Below are 17,233 nucleotides of genomic sequence, written 5' to 3' on the forward strand. Positions count from 1 at the left end.
CGGGACGGCTCTTTTTGATATCCGGCACTTCGTGTAAAGCTTAAATCTGCAGCCATCCACGCGCCAGCGCAGACAGTTTTGTAAACTGTTCAACTTCCAGCTTATTGGATGCTGTAAACTTGCCGGCATCCTTTGTGCGGCTGGTCAGACCGATTGGCACGCCCTGCAGCGAAAGGCTGTACTTGGCGTTTACCGGATACTGCGGGTACTCAATGACCGAGCAGGTGCCGATGTATTGCTGCACCTGCTCGGCTTTCTCTGGCTCATCGCGGAAGTGCCGGCAGAGCCAAACGTAAAACTCCGGATGCAGGTTGGTCATCACACCGCAGTATCCGCTTGCGCCCATCCGCAGGCTTTCCAACAGGGTGGCGGCGTTGGCGTTAAACAGGCTGATACCGCTGCCGGAGAGGAGATCGAGGCGTTCGCGTATCCGCTGCAAATCGCAGCACGTGTCCTTCATGAAAACAAAGCGCCCAGTCTGCACGCAGTACCGCAGAATTTTCGGGCTTACCAGGCGTTTGTACGGGTATGGGCACTCATACAGCCCCAGCGGTATATCGGGCACGGCATCAACAAAGCGGGAGAGTCGCTCCAGCAGCACATCGTCGGATTCTTCCGGTGCAGCAAAGCGGTTTGGCAGCACCACATAGGCGCTGCAGTCGCTATTGTATAGGCGGTTGGCTTCTTCTGTCTGTTCCGCAAGTGTAAAAGCCGTATTTCCGGAAACAATAATCTGTATGGATTTCGGCGTGTGCTGCACAACAAATTGCAGGATGTCCGCTTTCTCCTGTGGGGACAGAAAGAACAGTTCACTGGATTGGCACAGCGCAAAAATACCGTCAATCTCTTTATGCGCGTAGTACGCCAGCAGCTTTTCCATTCCATAGAAGTCAATGCGGTTGTCGTCAGTAAAAGGGGTCAGCATGGTTGCCCAAGTGCCGTTTTTGATGTGGCTCATAAAAAGTGCCTCCCAGCTCGTTGCATTCTTTGCGGCTTACCCTAGCACAATTTTGCAGGGTTGTCAACGTGTGCAGGTCTTGTTTGAGGCGTTTCACAAAAGGCGCTGCATCCACTACTTCTAATCAGGGGCATTATGACGGATCTATGAATGAATTTGAATAATTCAATATATAAAAATTCATTTTGAAAATTTGCGGGTTAGCACCTTCCATTCTGCAAAAACAGAAAACCCACGTGCCGAAAAGAAGCACGCAAAGCCCGATTTTGAAAAAAAGTACACGGATTATAAAAAACTTACCGGTGTATTCTCAACGGAAAGATGATACAATTGCTATTAAAGAGGAACAAACAGACAAAGAATTGTTCAATTTTCACATTAAATTTCCAAATAATCCCGTAATGGAAAGCGATGCAAAGTACTGAAAGTTTCCTGAGGAGTGAGAATGTTGCATTTTGGTCAAGGGTTCAGAAAAGAGTTCAAAAAACACTGGCAGCTGTTTCTGCTGGCAACGCCGGGGGTCATCCTGCTCTTCTTCTTTGCATATTTGCCGATGTTCGGCATCGTGATTGCATTTAAGAGCTATAATTACATGCAGGGCCTTTTGGGCAGCCCGTGGTGCGGCTTCGACAACTTCAAGTTTCTGTTTGCGTCCAACACGGCGTGGCAGATTACCAAGCTGACACTGGGGTACAACTTTCTGTTTATCCTTTTGGGGCTTGTGCTGCCGGTCATGCTGGCGCTGGCGTTCAATGAGATCCGCCGCCCACTGGCATCAAAAATTTACCAGACAATTTCTATTATGCCGAACTTTCTGTCGTGGGTAATCATGTCCTACATCGGTCTGGCGCTGCTCAACAACAACGGCTTCATCAACTCGGTGCTGCATATGCTCGGCAAGGAGTCCGTGTACTTCTACTCCGACCCGAACTACTGGCCGGCCATTTTAATTCTGGTTAGTCAGTGGAAGGGTATCGGGTACAGCAGCGTGGTGTATCTGGCGTGCATCTGCGGCATCAGCACAGAATACTACGAAGCAGCGATTCTGGACGGCGCATCCAAGTGGCAGCAGATCTGGTACATTACGCTGCCGTCCTTAAAGCCGATGATGGTGATTACCACCATCATGGCGCTGGGGCACATTTTCAACTCGGATTTCGGCCTTTTCTATCAGATGCCTTTAAATCTGGGGCAGTTGTATCCGGCGACGGAAACCATTGATGTTTACGTTTACAATGCCCTGCAGTCGATGGGCAACGTCAATATGTCCGCTGCTGCCAGCGTGTTCCAGTCTGCAGTCGGATTCGTGACGATTCTGCTGGCCAATGCGGCCATCCGGAAGATCGACAACGAAAACGCTTTGTTCTGACGAAAGGGAGTGGAAGCATTTATGGATAGAAATTCGGACGAATTTGGAGCCAAAGTGGCCAGAGTTGGCCAGAAGGTCTTTTTGCACGATATCATTTTAAATGTCGTAATGATTGTTTTGTCCCTCATTTTTTTGGCACCGGTGGTGCTGGTATATATTGTGTCGTTCAGCAGCACCGAAAGTATTCAGAAAATCGGCTACAGCTTCATTCCGCAGTCGTGGTCGCTGGACGGCTACAAGTACCTTTTCGGCAGCTCACAGCAGCTGATAAACTCCCTGGGGGTTTCACTGTTTGTTACGCTGGCCGGCACTGTGCTGACCGTGGTGGTCACGGGCATGATTGCTTATGTGATTTACCGGAAAGACTTTAAGTACCGCAAGCAGCTTACGTTTTATCTGTTCTTTACCATGTTGTTTTCCGGCGGCATGGTTCCGTCCTACATTGTAAACACCAACCTTCTGCACTTGGGTGATAACATTCTGGTGCTGTTTTTACCCACTCTGTGCGGCGCGTGGAATGCCATCATCCTGCGTACGTTTTACACGCAGTCCATTCCGGACTCTTTGGTGGAAGCGGCAAAAATCGACGGCGCTGACGAATGGGTAATCTTCTTTAAGATTGTCATTCCCATTGCCAAGCCGGCGCTCGCCACCATCGGGCTGTTCTCGCTGGTCGGCTTGTGGAATGACTGGTTCACCGGTCTGCTTTACATCAATACGGCGGCAAAAGAACCGCTGCAGGTGCTGCTGCAGAAGATGCAGTCAAACCTGGACTTCCTGACGACAAACTCCACCTTTTCCAGTTCGGCGGACGGCATACGCATGGCGCTGAATATGCCGACCGACAGTGTTCGCATGGCGCTGACCGTGCTCATTATGACACCGATTCTGTTTGCGTACCCGTTCTTCCAGAAATACTTCGTGCGCGGCATTACCATCGGCAGCGTAAAGGGCTGAGTGCTTTTGGAGTCTATGTTTTACATGAAAATATAGAAATTTACAAGGAGGAAAAAAGTAATGAAGCGAACAGCAACACGAATGAAAAGAACAGTCAGTGCAGTGCTTTCCGCGGCGATGGTTCTCTCCCTCTCCGCCTGCGGCAGCGGTTCCACCAAGTCGGCCTCCGGTGCGAAAACGTCGGACACCGGCGCCACCACCACGCTGGAGTGGTATATGTATTTGGATTCCATTGAGCCGGACCAGTCCAAGGTGATTGACAAACTGAACGAGTATCTCAAGAAAAAGATCAACGTGACGGTAAACGCACACTTCTTTGAGGCGGGCGAGTACGGCACCAAAATGCCGGTAATCATTTCTTCCGGTCAAAATTACGACATCTGCTTCTCATCAACCTGGGGCACCCCGAATTACACCCAGACTGCCACCACGGGCGCTTTCATGAAGTTGGACGAAGCCACCCTGAAAAAGTACGCACCCGAAACCGTTGCGGCCATTCCGCAGAAGGTTTGGGACAGCGCAAAGGTCAACGGTACCCTGTATGGCATCCCGAACTATAAGGAAGACGGTATGCAGTATGGCTTGATGGTCAACAAAGACATTGCCACCAAGTACGGCATCGATTACAGCAAGGTAAAAAGCTGGAAAGACCTGGAGAGCGTTCTAAGCGAGCTGCACAAGAAAGCGCCGAGCATCACCGGTTTGGACCCTGCGTCCCTGTGGGGCGTTGCCAACTTTACCATGGCAGCCGGCCCGAACGTCGGCGCGGTTAACATTCCCGGTCAGACCGTGTTTGCAAACCAGAAGGAAAACACCGTCTTTAACCAGTACGAAACATCAGAATTTAAAGACTTCTGCACCACACTGCACAACTGGTACAAAGCAGGCTACCTGCCGCAGAACCCGCAGACTTATTCTGACGATACCCGCAACGCAGACGACAAAGCAGGCCGCCTCTTCTCCTGGGTAATCGGTTATGCGCCGGATTACGAAAAGACATATTCGGAAACAGTCGGTCACAACGAGGACTACGTCCCGCTGACGCCGGTGTTGTTCCAGGGCGCTTCCAACTTCCAGTGCATTTCCGCAAACTCCCAGCACAAAGAAGCTGCGCTGAAGTTCCTCAACCTTGTCAATACAGACAAGACCGTCGGCAACCTGCTGCGTCACGGCATTGAGGGCACGCACTATACCCTGGACAACGGCCAGGTCAAGCAGACCAGCAAAGCCTACGGCTACGACATGGGCTGGCAGTTCGGCAACGTATTTAACCAGGACTGGGTCAACACCTACCCGAAAGACATTGCGCAGTCCTACAAAGACTGGAATGCGCAGGCGATCGACAACCCGCTGCTCGGCTACTCCTTTGACGACAGCAAGATGAAGAACCAGATTGCCGCGTTGAGCAATGTGATTCAGCAGTACCAAGGCCCGTTGGTGCTGGGTGCGGTTGACCCGAACACGACACTGAACACTTTCTTGAACGGCATGAAACAGAATGGTGTGGACGAGCTGCTGAAAGAAGAGCAGACGCAGGTCAACGCATTCCTGAAAAAATCGTAAGGCAAAACTTCATAACCTTTGAACCGAAAAGCTGTGCAGAAACTCCCTCTGCACACTTTTTGTATCCTGAATTTCTGTGAAGAAACCAACTGGAGATGACTGTATGAGTAAATTGATAGGCACAGAGTTGAAAAATATCCCCTGGCAGGACCGGCCTGCCGGCTGCACCGCACCGGTTTGGCGCTACAGCGGCAACCCCGTGATTCAAAGCAACGCGATTCCCACGTCAAACAGCGTCTTTAATTCCGCCGTGGTGCCGTTTGGCTCCGGCTTTGCCGGTGTGTTCCGCTGCGACAGCCGCGGTGTCAGCATGGACATTTACCCCGGATTCAGCGAAGACGGCATTCACTGGAACATTTCGCCCGAACCGGTTCATTTTGAGGGCGACCCGGAGGTTACCGCGCGCGAGTACCGTTACGACCCGCGCGTCTGCTTTTTGGAGGATCGCTATTATATTACCTGGTGCAACGGGTACCACGGTCCAACAATCGGCATCGGCTATACCTTTGACTTCAAGACCTTTTACCAGCTGGAAAATGCCTTTTTGCCGTACAACCGCAACGGTGTGCTGTTTCCCAGAAAAATCGGCGCGCATTACGCCATGCTCAGTCGGCCGAGCGATACGGGCCACACGCCGTTTGGCGACATTTTCTGCAGCTTCAGCCCGGACCTGACGTTTTGGGGAAAGCACCGCTACGTCATGGGCGCAGTGAATCAGGACTGCACCGCGTGGCAGTCCAAAAAAATCGGCCCCGGCCCCACGCCGCTGGAAACGGACGAGGGCTGGCTACTGATTTACCACGGGGTTATCAATACCTGCAACGGCTTTGTGTACCGCATGGGCTGCGCGCTGCTGGATTTGGATAAGCCGTGGATTGTCAAGCACCGCTCGCGGTTTTATATTTTGGGGCCGCAGGAGCTTTACGAGCGCGTGGGCGATGTGCCGAACGTCACGTTCCCCTGCGCGGCGCTTTCTGACCCGGCGACCGGCCGCATTGCCATTTATTACGGCTGTGCCGACACCGTGACAGGACTTGCCTTTACCACAGTCGATACCCTGCTTGCATACATGAAGCAGTATCCGCTGGAGATGGGAACATGCTGAACGTTTCCTACATGGGCAGGCAGCTTCTGGTGCCGGATTCGGCGCTGTTTCCGAGCTGTCACGCTTCCAGCATTGCTGCCCTGCCGGACGGGCGGCTGCTGTGCGTTTGGTTCGGTGGGGCATATGAGGGCGCGGAGGATGTAGCTATCTGGGGGACATTCTGCGAAAACGGTGTCTGGTCCGCGCCACGAAAAATTGCTGCACAGGCGGGGTTGCCACATTGGAATCCGGTGCTTTTTGTACGGGACGACGGCGCGGTGCTGCTCTTTTATAAAGTAGGGAAGTGTATTCCTTCATGGTCGACACGATTGACGGTTTCCACAGACTGCGGGCAGACCTGGTCTGCGCCGCGCGAACTGGTTACCGGCGACGTCGGCGGGCGAGGCCCTGTGCGCAACCACCTGTTGGTGCTTCCCAGCGGGCGGTGGCTGGCGCCTGCGTCCTTGGAGGAGGGCGAGTGGCGCTGCTTTGCGGATATTTCGGATGACCGGGGCAGCACGTGGCACAAAAGTGCGGAAATCAGGGTTGGCTTTCCGGACACGATGTCAGAGCAGGAGCGACGGGCACGCGGTGTGATTCAGCCTGCACTGTGGGAGTCCGGCGCGGGACAGGTGCATATGCTCATGCGCAGCTCGGAGGGGTGCCTTTACCGCAGTGATTCTCAGGACGAAGGTACAACCTGGTGCCCGGCTTACGCAACCGACCTGCCGAACAACAACAGCGGTATCTGCTTGACGCGCGTGCCGGACGGCAGCCTTTACCTGGTTTATAATCCGGTGGGAGCAGACCGTGGCCCCCGCACACCGCTGACCCTTGCCTGCTCACAAGACAACGGCGAAAGCTGGCGGAATGTGTTTACTTTGGAAGATGCGCCCGGGGAGTATTCCTACCCCGACATCTGCTGGGACGGACACGAACTGCTGGTTACTTACACCTATCAACGAAAAAATATTGCGTTCTGGGCATTTCAGAATCAGTAAGGAAAGGATGCGCTTATGCACCGATTTGCTGTGGAAGGCAGCCACTTTTTGCTGGACGGAAAGCCGTTTCGGATCCTGTCCGGTGCGGTTCACTATTTCCGCGTGGTACCCGCCTACTGGAAAGACCGCCTGCAGAAGCTGGCTGCCTGCGGATTGAATACGGTGGAAACCGTTGTGCCGTGGAACCTGCACGAACCTGCGCCCGGTCAATTTTGCTTTACGGGTGTTGCGGATTTGGAGGCGTTCATCCGCACCGCCGGCTCACTTGGTCTGCAGGTCATTCTGCGGCCCAGCCCGTATATCTGTGCGGAGTGGGATTTCGGCGGTTTGCCCGCGTGGCTGCTGAACGTGGAGGGGATGGAGGTTCGATGCTGCAACAAGCCGTTCCTGCAGCGTGTGGAAAGCTATTATGATGAATTGTTCCGCCGCCTGCATCCGCTGCTTTGTGGGCAGGGCGGGCCGGTCATCGCCCTGCAGATTGAAAACGAATATGGCAGCTACGGCGATGACAAAGCCTATTTGGTGTGGCTGCGCGATGCGCTGCGAAAGCGCTGCGGTGACACACTGCTGTTTACCTCAGACGGCCCGACAGAAGAGCTTCTGCGTGGCGGCACCCTGCCCGACGTCCTGAAAACTGTCAATTTCGGTTCCGGAAGCTGCGGCGCGTTTGCCGAACTTCGGCGTGTACAGCCGGATGCACCCCTGGTCTGCATGGAGTATTGGAACGGTTGGTTTGACCACTGGGGCACACCGCACATCCGGCGCGAGTCGGACGATGCGGCAAAGGAACTGGACGCTATCTTGGAAAGCGGTGCGTCTGTCAATCTGTATATGTTCCACGGCGGTACCAACTTCGGCTTTTACAGCGGCGCCAATCAGCAGGAAGCCTATGAACCGGATGTGACCAGTTACGACTATGACGCGCCGGTCAGCGAAGAGGGTGATTTGACACTGAAATACTTTTCGTTTCAGAGTGTGCTGGCAAAGCACGGCGCGTCGGCCCTGCAGACGCTGCCGCCGCCGCTGCCGAGAAGGGCGTTCGGTTCGCTGTCGCTGGATGGTGCACAGGGACTTTTCCACTGTCTGGACGCACTTTCCACGCCGGTCAGCAGCGCGGTGCCGCTTTCGATGGAGGCACTGGGGCAGTCCTTTGGTTTTGTGCTGTATCGCACGCGCGTGAGTGGCCCGCGCGCTTCCTGTGAGCTAAAAATTCGCGGTCTGCGCGACCGCGCAATGTTTTTTGTAAACGGCGCATTTTCCGCTTCGCTGTACCGCGAGGGGAAAGAGCAGTCTGCTGTGCTTTCCCTGCCGCAAGAAAGCAATACGCTCGACATTCTGGTGGAGAATATGGGTCGCGTCAACTACGGCCCGGACACGGCACAGCGGAAAGGGATTCTTGATGGTGTTCTGCTTGGCTGCCAGAAGCACTTTGGCTGGCAGATGTATCCGCTTGCTTTGGATAATCCCGAACAAATTCCGTTTCGCGGGGAGGCTTCCAAGCACGAGCCAACGTTTTATCGCTTTTATCTGGAAACGCAGGAGCCGGCGGATACGTACTTTGACGCGGCGGGCTGGAGCAAAGGCTGTGTATTTGTCAACGGATTTTCCCTTGGCCGGTACTGGAACATCGGACCGCAGAAAACGCTGTATCTGCCTGCGCCGCTGCTGCACAAGGGACGAAATGAAATTTTGGTGTTTGACCTGGAGGGCGGCGCTCACCCGGTGCTGCACTTGACGGGAGAGCGCTGCTTAGGGTAGAAGACGCGGCCGCGCAGCACTTCGATTCCAAATTTTTCGCCGGAGGCGGCTGATTCTTTGCAGAAAACGGTTTTTCCCGCATCCGCTGCGGGAAAGCCGAAAAAGGACAGACAGTATGGTATACTGTTGACAAATTTAATAAGATGAACGGAGATGGATTCTCATGAAATTTCTTCCGCTTCCGAAAAAAATAACGGAAACCGGTGCATCATTTTTCATAGGCCCACAGTTCGTCATTACGCTGGATGAAGCCTGCGGCAGTGAGCAATTTCACGCGGCAAAACAATTCCGCACGGAACTGTGCGCCGCTGTCTGCACGGAAGTGTCCATTGAGAAAGCGGCGCGTCCGGTCGGCCCGGGGCTTTTTCTCCGCCTGACCGAGGGCGGGGAAGCGGGTGCGTACCGCCTGACGGTCACTTCGGCGGGGGCAGAGCTTAGCGGCGGCAGTGCCGGCCTTTTTTGGGGGCTGCAGACCCTGCGCCAGCTGGTGCGCCAGTGCGGCGCGCAGTGGCCTGGTCTGGTGGTGGAAGATGCGCCCGGCCTGCAGACGCGCGGCTTTTTCTATGACGTGACGCGCGGCCAGGTGCCCACGCTGCAAACTCTGAAAGACCTTGCCGACCGCCTTTCTTTCTATAAAATCAATCAGCTGCAGATTTACGTGGAGCATACCTTCGCGTGGCGCGGCTTCAGCGAAGCATGGACAGGCAAAGACCCGTTGACCGCAGAGGAGATTCTGGAGCTGGACGAATACTGCCGCGCGCGCCACATTGAGCTGGTGCCGTCCATTGCGACGTTCGGCCATCTTTATGAGATTCTCAAAACCAAGACCTTCCGCCGTTTCTGCGAACTGGAAATTGATGACGCAGCACCGTTCGCGTGGTATGACCGCATGGCGCACCACACGCTGGACGCTTCCAATCCGGAAAGCCTGCAGCTTGTGAAAGACCTGCTGGACCAGTACCTGCCGCTGTTTACATCCAAGCAGTTTAACATCGGCTGCGACGAAACCTTTGACATTGGCTGCGGCAAAAGTGCGGCGCTTGCCGAAAAAGTCGGCAAAGACCGCGTTTATGTGGATTTTCTCAAAGAGATTATCGCCTATGTGCAGAGTAAGGGCAAAAAGGTCTTTTTCTGGAGTGACATCATTCTGAAAAGTCCGCAGTACCTGCGCGAGCTGCCCAAAGGCACCACCTGCCTGTACTGGAACTATGGGCGGAACATCAACGAACAGGAAGTCAAAACCATTGCAGAGTCCGGCATTGACTTTATGGTCTGCCCCGGCGTGTGCGGCTGGAACATGATGATGAATATTCTGGACGGTGCGTATGAAAATATCCTGCAGATGGCAAAGTACGGCACCCGCTACGGTGCAAAGGGAATGCTCAACACCGACTGGGGTGATTTCGGACACATCAATCTGTTCGGCAGCTCCATGCCCGGCATGGCGACCGGCGCTGCCCTGTCCTGGAATCCGGACGACCGGCGCGACTGGCCGGAAATCGGCCGCGCTTACGCCCGATTGGAGTTTGGCGAGGCGTCCGAGCAGCTGATGGAACTGCTCACCGAACTGGAAATGCTGCAGGTCGGTACCTGGCAGGATGTGGTGTGCTGGCGGGAGTCGCAGCTGCTCTCAGTTGCGCGTGCTCAGCAGGACTGCGAACGCATCCTGCATATGGACGCGGACAAAGCACTCAGCGGTTACAAAAAGATGCGGGAGCTGGAAAAGCAACTGGTCGGCTTCACCGCGCCGGAGTCACGCCGCACAGATCTGCAGGAGTTTCTCTGCGCGGCGCGCGGCGCTGCTTTGATGAACGCCGCCTGCCTTGCGCTTAAAAAATACGCCTACCATGTGGAAGACACCCCGCTTGCGCTGGACTGCGGTACCCTTGCCGTGGAGCTGGAGTTGTGGCTGCGCCGTTTCGGCGAGTTGTGGCGGATGCGCAATCGCGAAAGCGAGCTTAACCGCATCCGCACTACCATACAGGACCTGTGTGCATTCCTACGGGACTGTGCCTGTGTTTAAAGAATCAGGAGGAAATAAAAAATGCCGAATGAAATTCTGGCAGGCTACTGCATCAATGAAAACGTCAAGGATATGACGGCGGACGATGCGCAGAAGTTGACCCACTTGAATATTGCCGCCGGTACGGTGCAGGACGGCCGCGCGGTTTTGGTTTCGGAGGAGGGGGTTTCCTGTATTCCGCAGCTGCGGCAGTGGAATCCCGCACTGAAATGCTCTGTCTGCTTCGGCGGGGAGTTTTCCACGCCCTGTCTGACTGCGGAGGGCCGCCGGCAGATTGCCGGAGACCTGGCGGCGATTGTCCGCCGCTGCGGTCTGGATGGGGTCGACATTGACTGGGAGTACCCCTGCTGTGGGGAGAATGGTTTGGAAGCAGACCCTGCCGACCGCGAAAATTACACCCTGCTGCTGCAGGAAATCCGCGCGCAGCTGGAAACTGCCGGGCAGGGGCTGCTTTTGACCAGTGCTGTGGGTGCGGGGCAGTATTTTTTGGACAGCACGCAGATGCAGCAGGCGCAGGAGTTCCTTGACTATGTTTATATTATGACGTATGATTTGCGCGGAGCGTTTCAGGTGCTGACCGGGCACCACACCAATCTGTACGCGCCGGTCGGGGATATCTTCCTTGACAGTGCCGATGCTGCCGCACGCGCGTATGCGGCAGCCGGCGTGCCGAAAAGCAAGATTGCCATCGGCATGGCGTTTTACACACGCGTATGGAAAGGGGTTCCCAACCGGTACAACGGCTACCTGCAGATTGCCAAGACGCGCGGCGAGTACGGCCCGCATTATGATGAACTGCTGACCGGCTACATCAATCAAAATGGCTACACCCGTTACTGGGACGACGTGTGCAAAGCGCCGTATCTGTTTAACGGCGATACCTTTATTTCTTATGATGACGAGCAGTCCATTCGGTGCAAATGCGCCTATGTGCGCCAGCATGGTTACGCAGGCGTATTTTACTGGGAGCATGGTTGCGACACCACGCGGACGCTGCTGCACGCAGCGTATCAATCCCTGTATCAAGAGGAGGAACAGCAGTGAAACGTGTTTTGGCAGGCTATGTACTGAGTCAGGACAGGCCGTTTTGCGTCACCAAGGAGGATGCCCGAAAGCTGACACACCTGATGCTGGCGTTCGGTCAGATTGACCGGAACGGAAACATCCAGACCAGCCACATGACTGGTCTGGATCAGATAGAACAGATTCGGCGGTGGAATCCGGATTTAAAAATCCTCCTTTCTCTGGTGGGAAAAGAGGAGGAAGCCTTTTCTGACGGCAGCGCCGACGAAGCGGGCAGGCGCAAAATTGCGCAGTCCTGCGTCGAAGTCATTCGCAAGTACGGGTTTGACGGTGTTGACCTGGACTGGGAATATCCCTGCTGTCCGGAAAATTTCATCAAAGCACGCCCTGAAGACAAGCAGAATTTTACGCTGCTGTGCCGCGAAATCCGCCGCGCGCTGGACGCTGCCTTTCCGGCGCACCATCTGCTGACCATCGCTGCCGGCGCGGACCGGTACTACACCGAAAATACGCAGATGGAGCAAGTGCAGCAGTACCTGGATCTTGTCTATGTAATGACTTACGACCTGCGCTGCGGCTTTCATACGTTGACCGGTCACCACACGAACCTGTACACGGCAACCGGTGACCTGAACCGCACCAGTGCGGATGCCGCCGCCCGCCTGTTTGAGCAGGCAGGCGTGCCGAAAGAGAAAATCGTCATCGGCGCGGCGATGTATTCCCGTATGTGGGAGCACGTGCAGGATCGTAACCATGGTTTCTTGCAGCTCACCGAGTCCGCCGGCGGCTACGGGCCGAATTATGACGAACTGGTAAAAGCCTATATCAACAAAAACGGCTTTGTCCGCTACTGGGACGACGAGGCAAAGGCGCCGTGGCTGTTTAACGGCAGTATGTTCCTTTCCTATGACGACCCGGAGTCGGTGCGCTGCAAGTGCACATACGTCAGGCAGCGTGACTTGGCAGGGCTGTTTTACTGGGAACATGGTGGGGACAGCACTCGCCAGTTGCTGCAGGCGATGTCCGATAGCCTTTCCGAAGCGTAAACCGTTTCCACTTAGCCCAAAGGAGTGAGTTGATGAAAGCGATTGTGGTCGACGACGATGAAGTTGTTCTGCAGGGCCTGCATACCGTGATTCCGTGGGAGGCTCTTGGATTCGGCAAAGTCATCAGCGCAAAAAATGGGGAAGAAGCGTACCGCAAGGCGGTTGCCGAAAATCCCGATATCATTATCACAGACATCCGTATGCCAATTATGGATGGGCTTGCGCTCGCGTGCAAGGTTCATCAAACCATGAACGGCGTTTCCATGATCATCATGAGCGCTTACGAGGACTTTCAGTATGCGCGTTCCGCCATGCAGTATGGGGTGTCCGACTACATTTTGAAACCGATAGACCTGGACAAAATTGATCAGCTGGTGCGCCGCCTCAAGCAGCTGCGGGATGCGAAGTGCGCCAGAAGCAGCGTGATGCGCAACCTTTACAACGGCGACCTGAAGACGCGGATTTTTACGGACTTGAAAGAAGGGCGGCTGGGCGACATTGAGGCACTGCTCAAGCAGCAGGCGTTTGGGGAGTCTGCCCAAGCGGAGGATCTCAAGGGGCTGTGTCTGAAGTTGGTGGAGTTTCTATTTAGCTACTACCGCGGTATTGGGCTGAACCTAGATGCAGTCTGCGGCTCGCAGACAGAGGTCATCGAGCGGATTATGGAGCTTCACTCTGCGCAGGAAATCTGCAGTGTGACTTACCGTGTCTTCTGTGATGTTTTTGCGTGCGTTTCCAAAGAAAAAGTCGACCACGAAGCCGTGCTGGCCAGCGCCGCCAGACAGATGATGGAGCGCGAGTATTCAAACAGCAGCTTTTCCCTGCAGTATGTTGCAGACAAACTCGGTATAACGCCCAGTCGCCTGAGTGTCCTGTTCCGCAAGTCCTTTGGCGTGAATTTCAGCACCTCGCTTGCCCACATACGCATGGCCAAGGCGCAGGAGCTGCTCAAAGATTTTTCGCTGAAAATCGACGACGTGGGCAGTTTGGTCGGCTACGCAGACTCGCACTACTTTGCCAAGGCATTTAAGCGCGTGGTCAATCTGACGCCATCGGAGTACCGCAATGTCAGCGGGGGAATTTTTCATGCCAATTAAAAGGGAACACAGACGGGTGCGCAGCATCCAGAAAAGAATCGCGGTTGTGTACATTTTGGTGTTTACGGCCTTTCTGTCGGTTCTCGGCGGCATGACATACGTGGTTTTCCAGAAAACGCTCACGCAGCAAGTCATGACGGACCACGAGCATCTGCTGAAACAGAGTCAGGAGAACATCGACTTGCTGGTCAGCAACATCAACTATGCGTTTGTGTACATGAGCGCAGACCAGTACACAGCGGAAATTTTAAACCACCGGAATCTGGACACGGTGTCGGCATATAACTATGCTCGGCTGCTCAAGCAGCAGTTTACCAACTTTGTTGACCTGCCTGCCACCGACCTGAACACGGTGTACTGTGCGTATTTGTTTTTAAATCCTAGCGAACCGCTTTCGGCGTGGCTGCCTTCCTTTAACACCGGCGGCAAGCACACGGCAAGCGGTGTTTACAACACCGACGCGGTAGAAAATACCGCGTGGTACCAGCAGGCGGTGAAAACGCACGGGCAGCTGGGCTTTTCTGTACAGAAGGATGCTTCGGGTGTGAATCAGATTTATATTTCCAAGCTGATTATCAATCCTTATATTTTTTCAGACTCCATGGGGGTTGCGCTGTTTGTGGTTTCTCCGGACGCGTTTGCACAGCAGATCCAAATGTCGCAGTACACCAAGTCCACCACTATTCTGCTGACAGACAACCACAAAAACGTAATTTACAGCGGCACGCCGTCCGGCGGCGCGCAGCCTGCCAATGCGGATATCCTGCAGGCTGTACAGCAGAATCAGATTGATTCTGCTTGCAAAACGGTGAGTATTGACGGCGAACCGTACATCATCACTTCCAATCAGCTGCAGTGGGGGTGGTACATGATTTCCGCCGTACCGTATTCCAGCCTGACTTCGGGTATGCGGCCAGTGCTGTACCTAATCATGTTGATTTTGACCGGCGCCATTCTGCTAGGCGCGTTCTTTGTGATTTTCGTGGCGCGGAAAATTTCCAAACCGATCATCATGCTGACGCGGACCATGGAACATTTCAATGTGGAAGAAGCGCCGCACTTGCCAAATGTAAAGCTGCCGAATGACGAGGTCAGCCAGCTTTATACCAGTTTTACCGACATGACGTTGCGCATCCGGACGCTGATTGCAGACATTCGCGAAAGCCACGCCCGCCAGCTGCAGGCGGAGTATGACGCCATGCAGGCGCAGATTAACCCGCACTTTCTGTACAACACGCTCAACTCCATCAACTGGATGATCATCATGCGCAAGGAGTACGACATCTCCAATGCAGTGTCTGCGCTTTCGGGTATCATGCAGTACAGCATCAGCCGCAAGGGCAGCGAAGCCACTGTCGCAGACGAGCTGCAGCACGTTGATAAATTTCTGGTTATTGAAAAGCTGCATTACGGCGAAAAGGTGCAGTACAGCTGTGCGGTTTCCGAGGCGTGCCAAAACTGCGTGGTGCCGAAAATCATCCTGCAGCCGCTGGTTGAAAACGCTATCGTACACGGCATTGCGTGCAAGGAGGGAAACGGGCACATCCAAATCACCGGCGAGGTGGCCGACGGTCTGCTGAAAATGCAGGTGCTTGATGATGGCTGCGGTGTCGATGCGGCGCAGATAAACCAGCGGTTGCAAAACGGTGATCTGGTGCCCGCCAAAGAGCACGGTATCGGAGTAGTCAATGTCAACAACCGCATCCGCATGATGTTTGGCGAACAGTACGGGCTGACTTACTCCAGCAACGAAAAGGGCGGCGCCACCGTGACGGTGCAGCTGCCGGCAAGAATCAAAAAGTCCCCGCAAGAAAGGCTGCCGGGCGAATTTTCGAAACTGTGAAAAGGGTGAGAACAAGATTTTGAACAGACAAAACTATCTGCGGGAAATTCACCGCGTGGTGCATGAGGGCAGGTTTCAGGATACCTGGGAGTCGCTTTCGCAATACCGTGTTCCCGACTGGTATGTGAATGCCAAGTTCGGCATTTTCATTCACTGGGGCGTTTACTCCGTGCCTGCATTCGGCAGCGAGTGGTACTCCCGCAATATGTACCTGCAGGGCACCAAAGAATTTGAGCACCACCGCAAAACGTACGGAAACCAAAAGGATTTTGGCTACAAGGACTTCATCCCGCTGTTCCGCGCCGAGCGGTTTGACCCGGAAGCATGGGCGGATCTGTTTCGGCAGGCGGGCGCACGGTATGTGGTGCCGGTGGCGGAGCATCACGACGGCTTTCAAATGTATAAAAGCGAGCTGTCACACTTTAACGCTTATGAGATGGGCCCGCACCGCGATGTGGCGGGCGAGCTGAAGCTGGCGCTGGAAAGCCGCGGCCTGGTGTACGGCGCTTCGTCCCACCGGGTGGAGCACTGGTTCTTTATGGGTCATGGCAAGGAGTTTCCGAGCGACATTCATGAGCCGCTCAAGCAGGGCGACCTGTACTGGCCGTCCATGCCGGAGCGCGAGATTTTAGACCTCTTCAGCGAACCGAAACCCACCGCGGCGTTTCTGGAGGATTGGCTGCTGCGCACCTGTGAGCTTGTGGATCGCTATCACCCCCGGGTGCTGTACTTTGACTGGTGGATTCAGCACAGCGCGGTCAAACCGTATCTCAAAAAATTTGCGGCGTATTACTACAACCGTGCTGCGCAGTGGGGCACCGGTGCGGTTATCAATTATAAGTATGACGCATTTCCCATGGGCAGCGCGGTGCTGGACATGGAGCGCGGTCAGTTTGCGGACGCCAAGCCGTACTTCTGGCAGACAGACACCTCTGTGGCGCGCAACTCGTGGGGCTACACGGAAAACAACGACTACAAACCAGTCAGCGAGATCCTTTGCACGCTGGCGGATGTGGTTAGCAAAAACGGCTGCCTGCTGCTCAATATTGGCCCGCGCGCGGACGGCACCATTCCGGACGAAGACCGAAACCTGCTGCTGGAAGTGGGCAGCTGGCTGCGTGTAAACGGCGAGGCAATTTACGACACCCATGTGTGGCGTGTTTCCCAAGAGGGCGAAACCAAGGCGGCAAACGGTCAGTTTGCCGATGAGAAGGGCACCGCTTACACGGCAAGCGACATCCGCTTTACCGCCAAAGGCCCGTATGTGTACGCCATTGTGCTGCGCGCGCCGGAAGACGGCGTGGTGCGCATACAGTCCCTGGCAGACCGCGATGCGCAGAAGACACCCTGCTTTCACGGTGTGATTCGGGACGTAATCGTTCTGGGAGAAAGCGAAAAGCCGCAGTGGGAACGTTCCGCGCAGGCTTTGACCGTCCGCATGGAAAAAGCAAAAAATGACCATCCGGTCGTTGTTCGGATTTTAACAGACTGAGGCATTCAGGAGGAGCCAA

Annotated in this window: 13 protein-coding genes; 12 read left to right on the forward strand and 1 reads right to left on the reverse strand. The window is 54.7% G+C overall.

All coding sequences use genetic code 11. From position 1 onward, the window contains the following. Nucleotides 1–40 precede the first annotated feature (40 nt). Complete coding sequence (locus PXC00_RS01010; protein WP_275844662.1) at nt 41–958, reverse strand: dihydrodipicolinate synthase family protein; 918 nt, start codon at nt 956–958, stop codon at nt 41–43. Between the two features lie 445 nt (nt 959–1,403). Between PXC00_RS01010 and PXC00_RS01015 the strand changes: the two genes are divergently transcribed. From PXC00_RS01015 to PXC00_RS01070, 12 genes are all read left to right on the forward strand, one after another. Next, nucleotides 1,404–2,327 carry an ABC transporter permease gene (locus tag PXC00_RS01015; protein ID WP_275844660.1) on the forward strand — a complete coding sequence of 308 codons (924 nt, stop codon included), beginning with the start codon at nt 1,404–1,406 and terminating at the stop codon, nt 2,325–2,327. Nucleotides 2,328–2,348: 21 nt separating this feature from the next. Continuing rightward, on the forward strand, nt 2,349–3,284 hold the full coding sequence (locus PXC00_RS01020; RefSeq protein ID WP_275844659.1) for a carbohydrate ABC transporter permease: 936 nt from the start codon (nt 2,349–2,351) through the stop codon (nt 3,282–3,284). Nucleotides 3,285–3,344: 60 nt separating this feature from the next. Continuing rightward, on the forward strand, nt 3,345–4,847 hold the full coding sequence (locus tag PXC00_RS01025; protein ID WP_275844658.1) for an ABC transporter substrate-binding protein: 1,503 nt from the start codon (nt 3,345–3,347) through the stop codon (nt 4,845–4,847). 103 nt (nt 4,848–4,950) lie between these two features. Continuing rightward, nucleotides 4,951–5,952: a glycoside hydrolase family 130 protein gene (locus PXC00_RS01030; RefSeq protein ID WP_275844657.1), complete on the forward strand. Its 1,002-nt coding sequence runs from the start codon at nt 4,951–4,953 to the stop codon at nt 5,950–5,952. Further along, nucleotides 5,946–6,932, forward strand: a complete 987-nt coding sequence (locus PXC00_RS01035) for a sialidase family protein (protein ID WP_275844656.1) — start codon at nt 5,946–5,948, stop codon at nt 6,930–6,932. The genes PXC00_RS01030 and PXC00_RS01035 overlap by 7 nt, the downstream gene beginning before the upstream one ends. A gap of 15 nt (nt 6,933–6,947) precedes the next feature. Next, nucleotides 6,948–8,690 carry a glycoside hydrolase family 35 protein gene (locus PXC00_RS01040; protein ID WP_275844655.1) on the forward strand — a complete coding sequence of 581 codons (1,743 nt, stop codon included), beginning with the start codon at nt 6,948–6,950 and terminating at the stop codon, nt 8,688–8,690. A 163-nt stretch (nt 8,691–8,853) separates the two neighbouring features. Then, complete coding sequence (locus PXC00_RS01045; RefSeq protein WP_275844654.1) at nt 8,854–10,713, forward strand: beta-N-acetylhexosaminidase; 1,860 nt, start codon at nt 8,854–8,856, stop codon at nt 10,711–10,713. Between the two features lie 21 nt (nt 10,714–10,734). After that, nucleotides 10,735–11,757 carry a glycoside hydrolase family 18 protein gene (locus tag PXC00_RS01050; protein ID WP_275844653.1) on the forward strand — a complete coding sequence of 341 codons (1,023 nt, stop codon included), beginning with the start codon at nt 10,735–10,737 and terminating at the stop codon, nt 11,755–11,757. Continuing rightward, on the forward strand, nt 11,754–12,782 hold the full coding sequence (locus PXC00_RS01055) for a glycoside hydrolase family 18 protein (protein ID WP_275844652.1): 1,029 nt from the start codon (nt 11,754–11,756) through the stop codon (nt 12,780–12,782). The genes PXC00_RS01050 and PXC00_RS01055 overlap by 4 nt, the downstream gene beginning before the upstream one ends. Nucleotides 12,783–12,814: 32 nt before the next feature. Continuing rightward, nucleotides 12,815–13,879 (forward strand): response regulator transcription factor, encoded by a 1,065-nt coding sequence (locus PXC00_RS01060; RefSeq protein WP_275844651.1) that lies wholly within the window; start codon nt 12,815–12,817, stop codon nt 13,877–13,879. Next, entirely contained in the window at nt 13,869–15,722 is a 1,854-nt protein-coding gene (locus tag PXC00_RS01065) for a cache domain-containing sensor histidine kinase (RefSeq protein ID WP_275844650.1), read from the forward strand. Before PXC00_RS01060 ends, PXC00_RS01065 begins: the two co-directional genes overlap by 11 nt. Before the next feature lie 16 nt (nt 15,723–15,738). Next, on the forward strand, nt 15,739–17,214 hold the full coding sequence (locus tag PXC00_RS01070; RefSeq protein WP_275844667.1) for an alpha-L-fucosidase: 1,476 nt from the start codon (nt 15,739–15,741) through the stop codon (nt 17,212–17,214). The last annotated feature ends 19 nt before the right edge of the window (nt 17,215–17,233 follow it).

The organism is Caproicibacterium argilliputei, assembly GCF_029211325.2.
GTDB lineage: Bacteria > Bacillota > Clostridia > Oscillospirales > Acutalibacteraceae > Caproicibacterium > Caproicibacterium argilliputei.

Coding starts and splice junctions, on each gene's coding strand:
- PXC00_RS01035 (WP_275844656.1), top strand. CDS start 5,946: ATGCTGAACGTTTCCTACATGGGCAGGCAGCTTCTGGTGCCGGATTCG.
- PXC00_RS01045 (WP_275844654.1), top strand. CDS start 8,854: ATGAAATTTCTTCCGCTTCCGAAAAAAATAACGGAAACCGGTGCATCA.
- PXC00_RS01020 (WP_275844659.1), top strand. CDS start 2,349: ATGGATAGAAATTCGGACGAATTTGGAGCCAAAGTGGCCAGAGTTGGC.
- PXC00_RS01030 (WP_275844657.1), top strand. CDS start 4,951: ATGAGTAAATTGATAGGCACAGAGTTGAAAAATATCCCCTGGCAGGAC.
- PXC00_RS01040 (WP_275844655.1), top strand. CDS start 6,948: ATGCACCGATTTGCTGTGGAAGGCAGCCACTTTTTGCTGGACGGAAAG.
- PXC00_RS01065 (WP_275844650.1), top strand. CDS start 13,869: ATGCCAATTAAAAGGGAACACAGACGGGTGCGCAGCATCCAGAAAAGA.
- PXC00_RS01060 (WP_275844651.1), top strand. CDS start 12,815: ATGAAAGCGATTGTGGTCGACGACGATGAAGTTGTTCTGCAGGGCCTG.
- PXC00_RS01050 (WP_275844653.1), top strand. CDS start 10,735: ATGCCGAATGAAATTCTGGCAGGCTACTGCATCAATGAAAACGTCAAG.
- PXC00_RS01010 (WP_275844662.1), bottom strand. CDS start 958: ATGAGCCACATCAAAAACGGCACTTGGGCAACCATGCTGACCCCTTTT.
- PXC00_RS01025 (WP_275844658.1), top strand. CDS start 3,345: ATGAAGCGAACAGCAACACGAATGAAAAGAACAGTCAGTGCAGTGCTT.
- PXC00_RS01015 (WP_275844660.1), top strand. CDS start 1,404: ATGTTGCATTTTGGTCAAGGGTTCAGAAAAGAGTTCAAAAAACACTGG.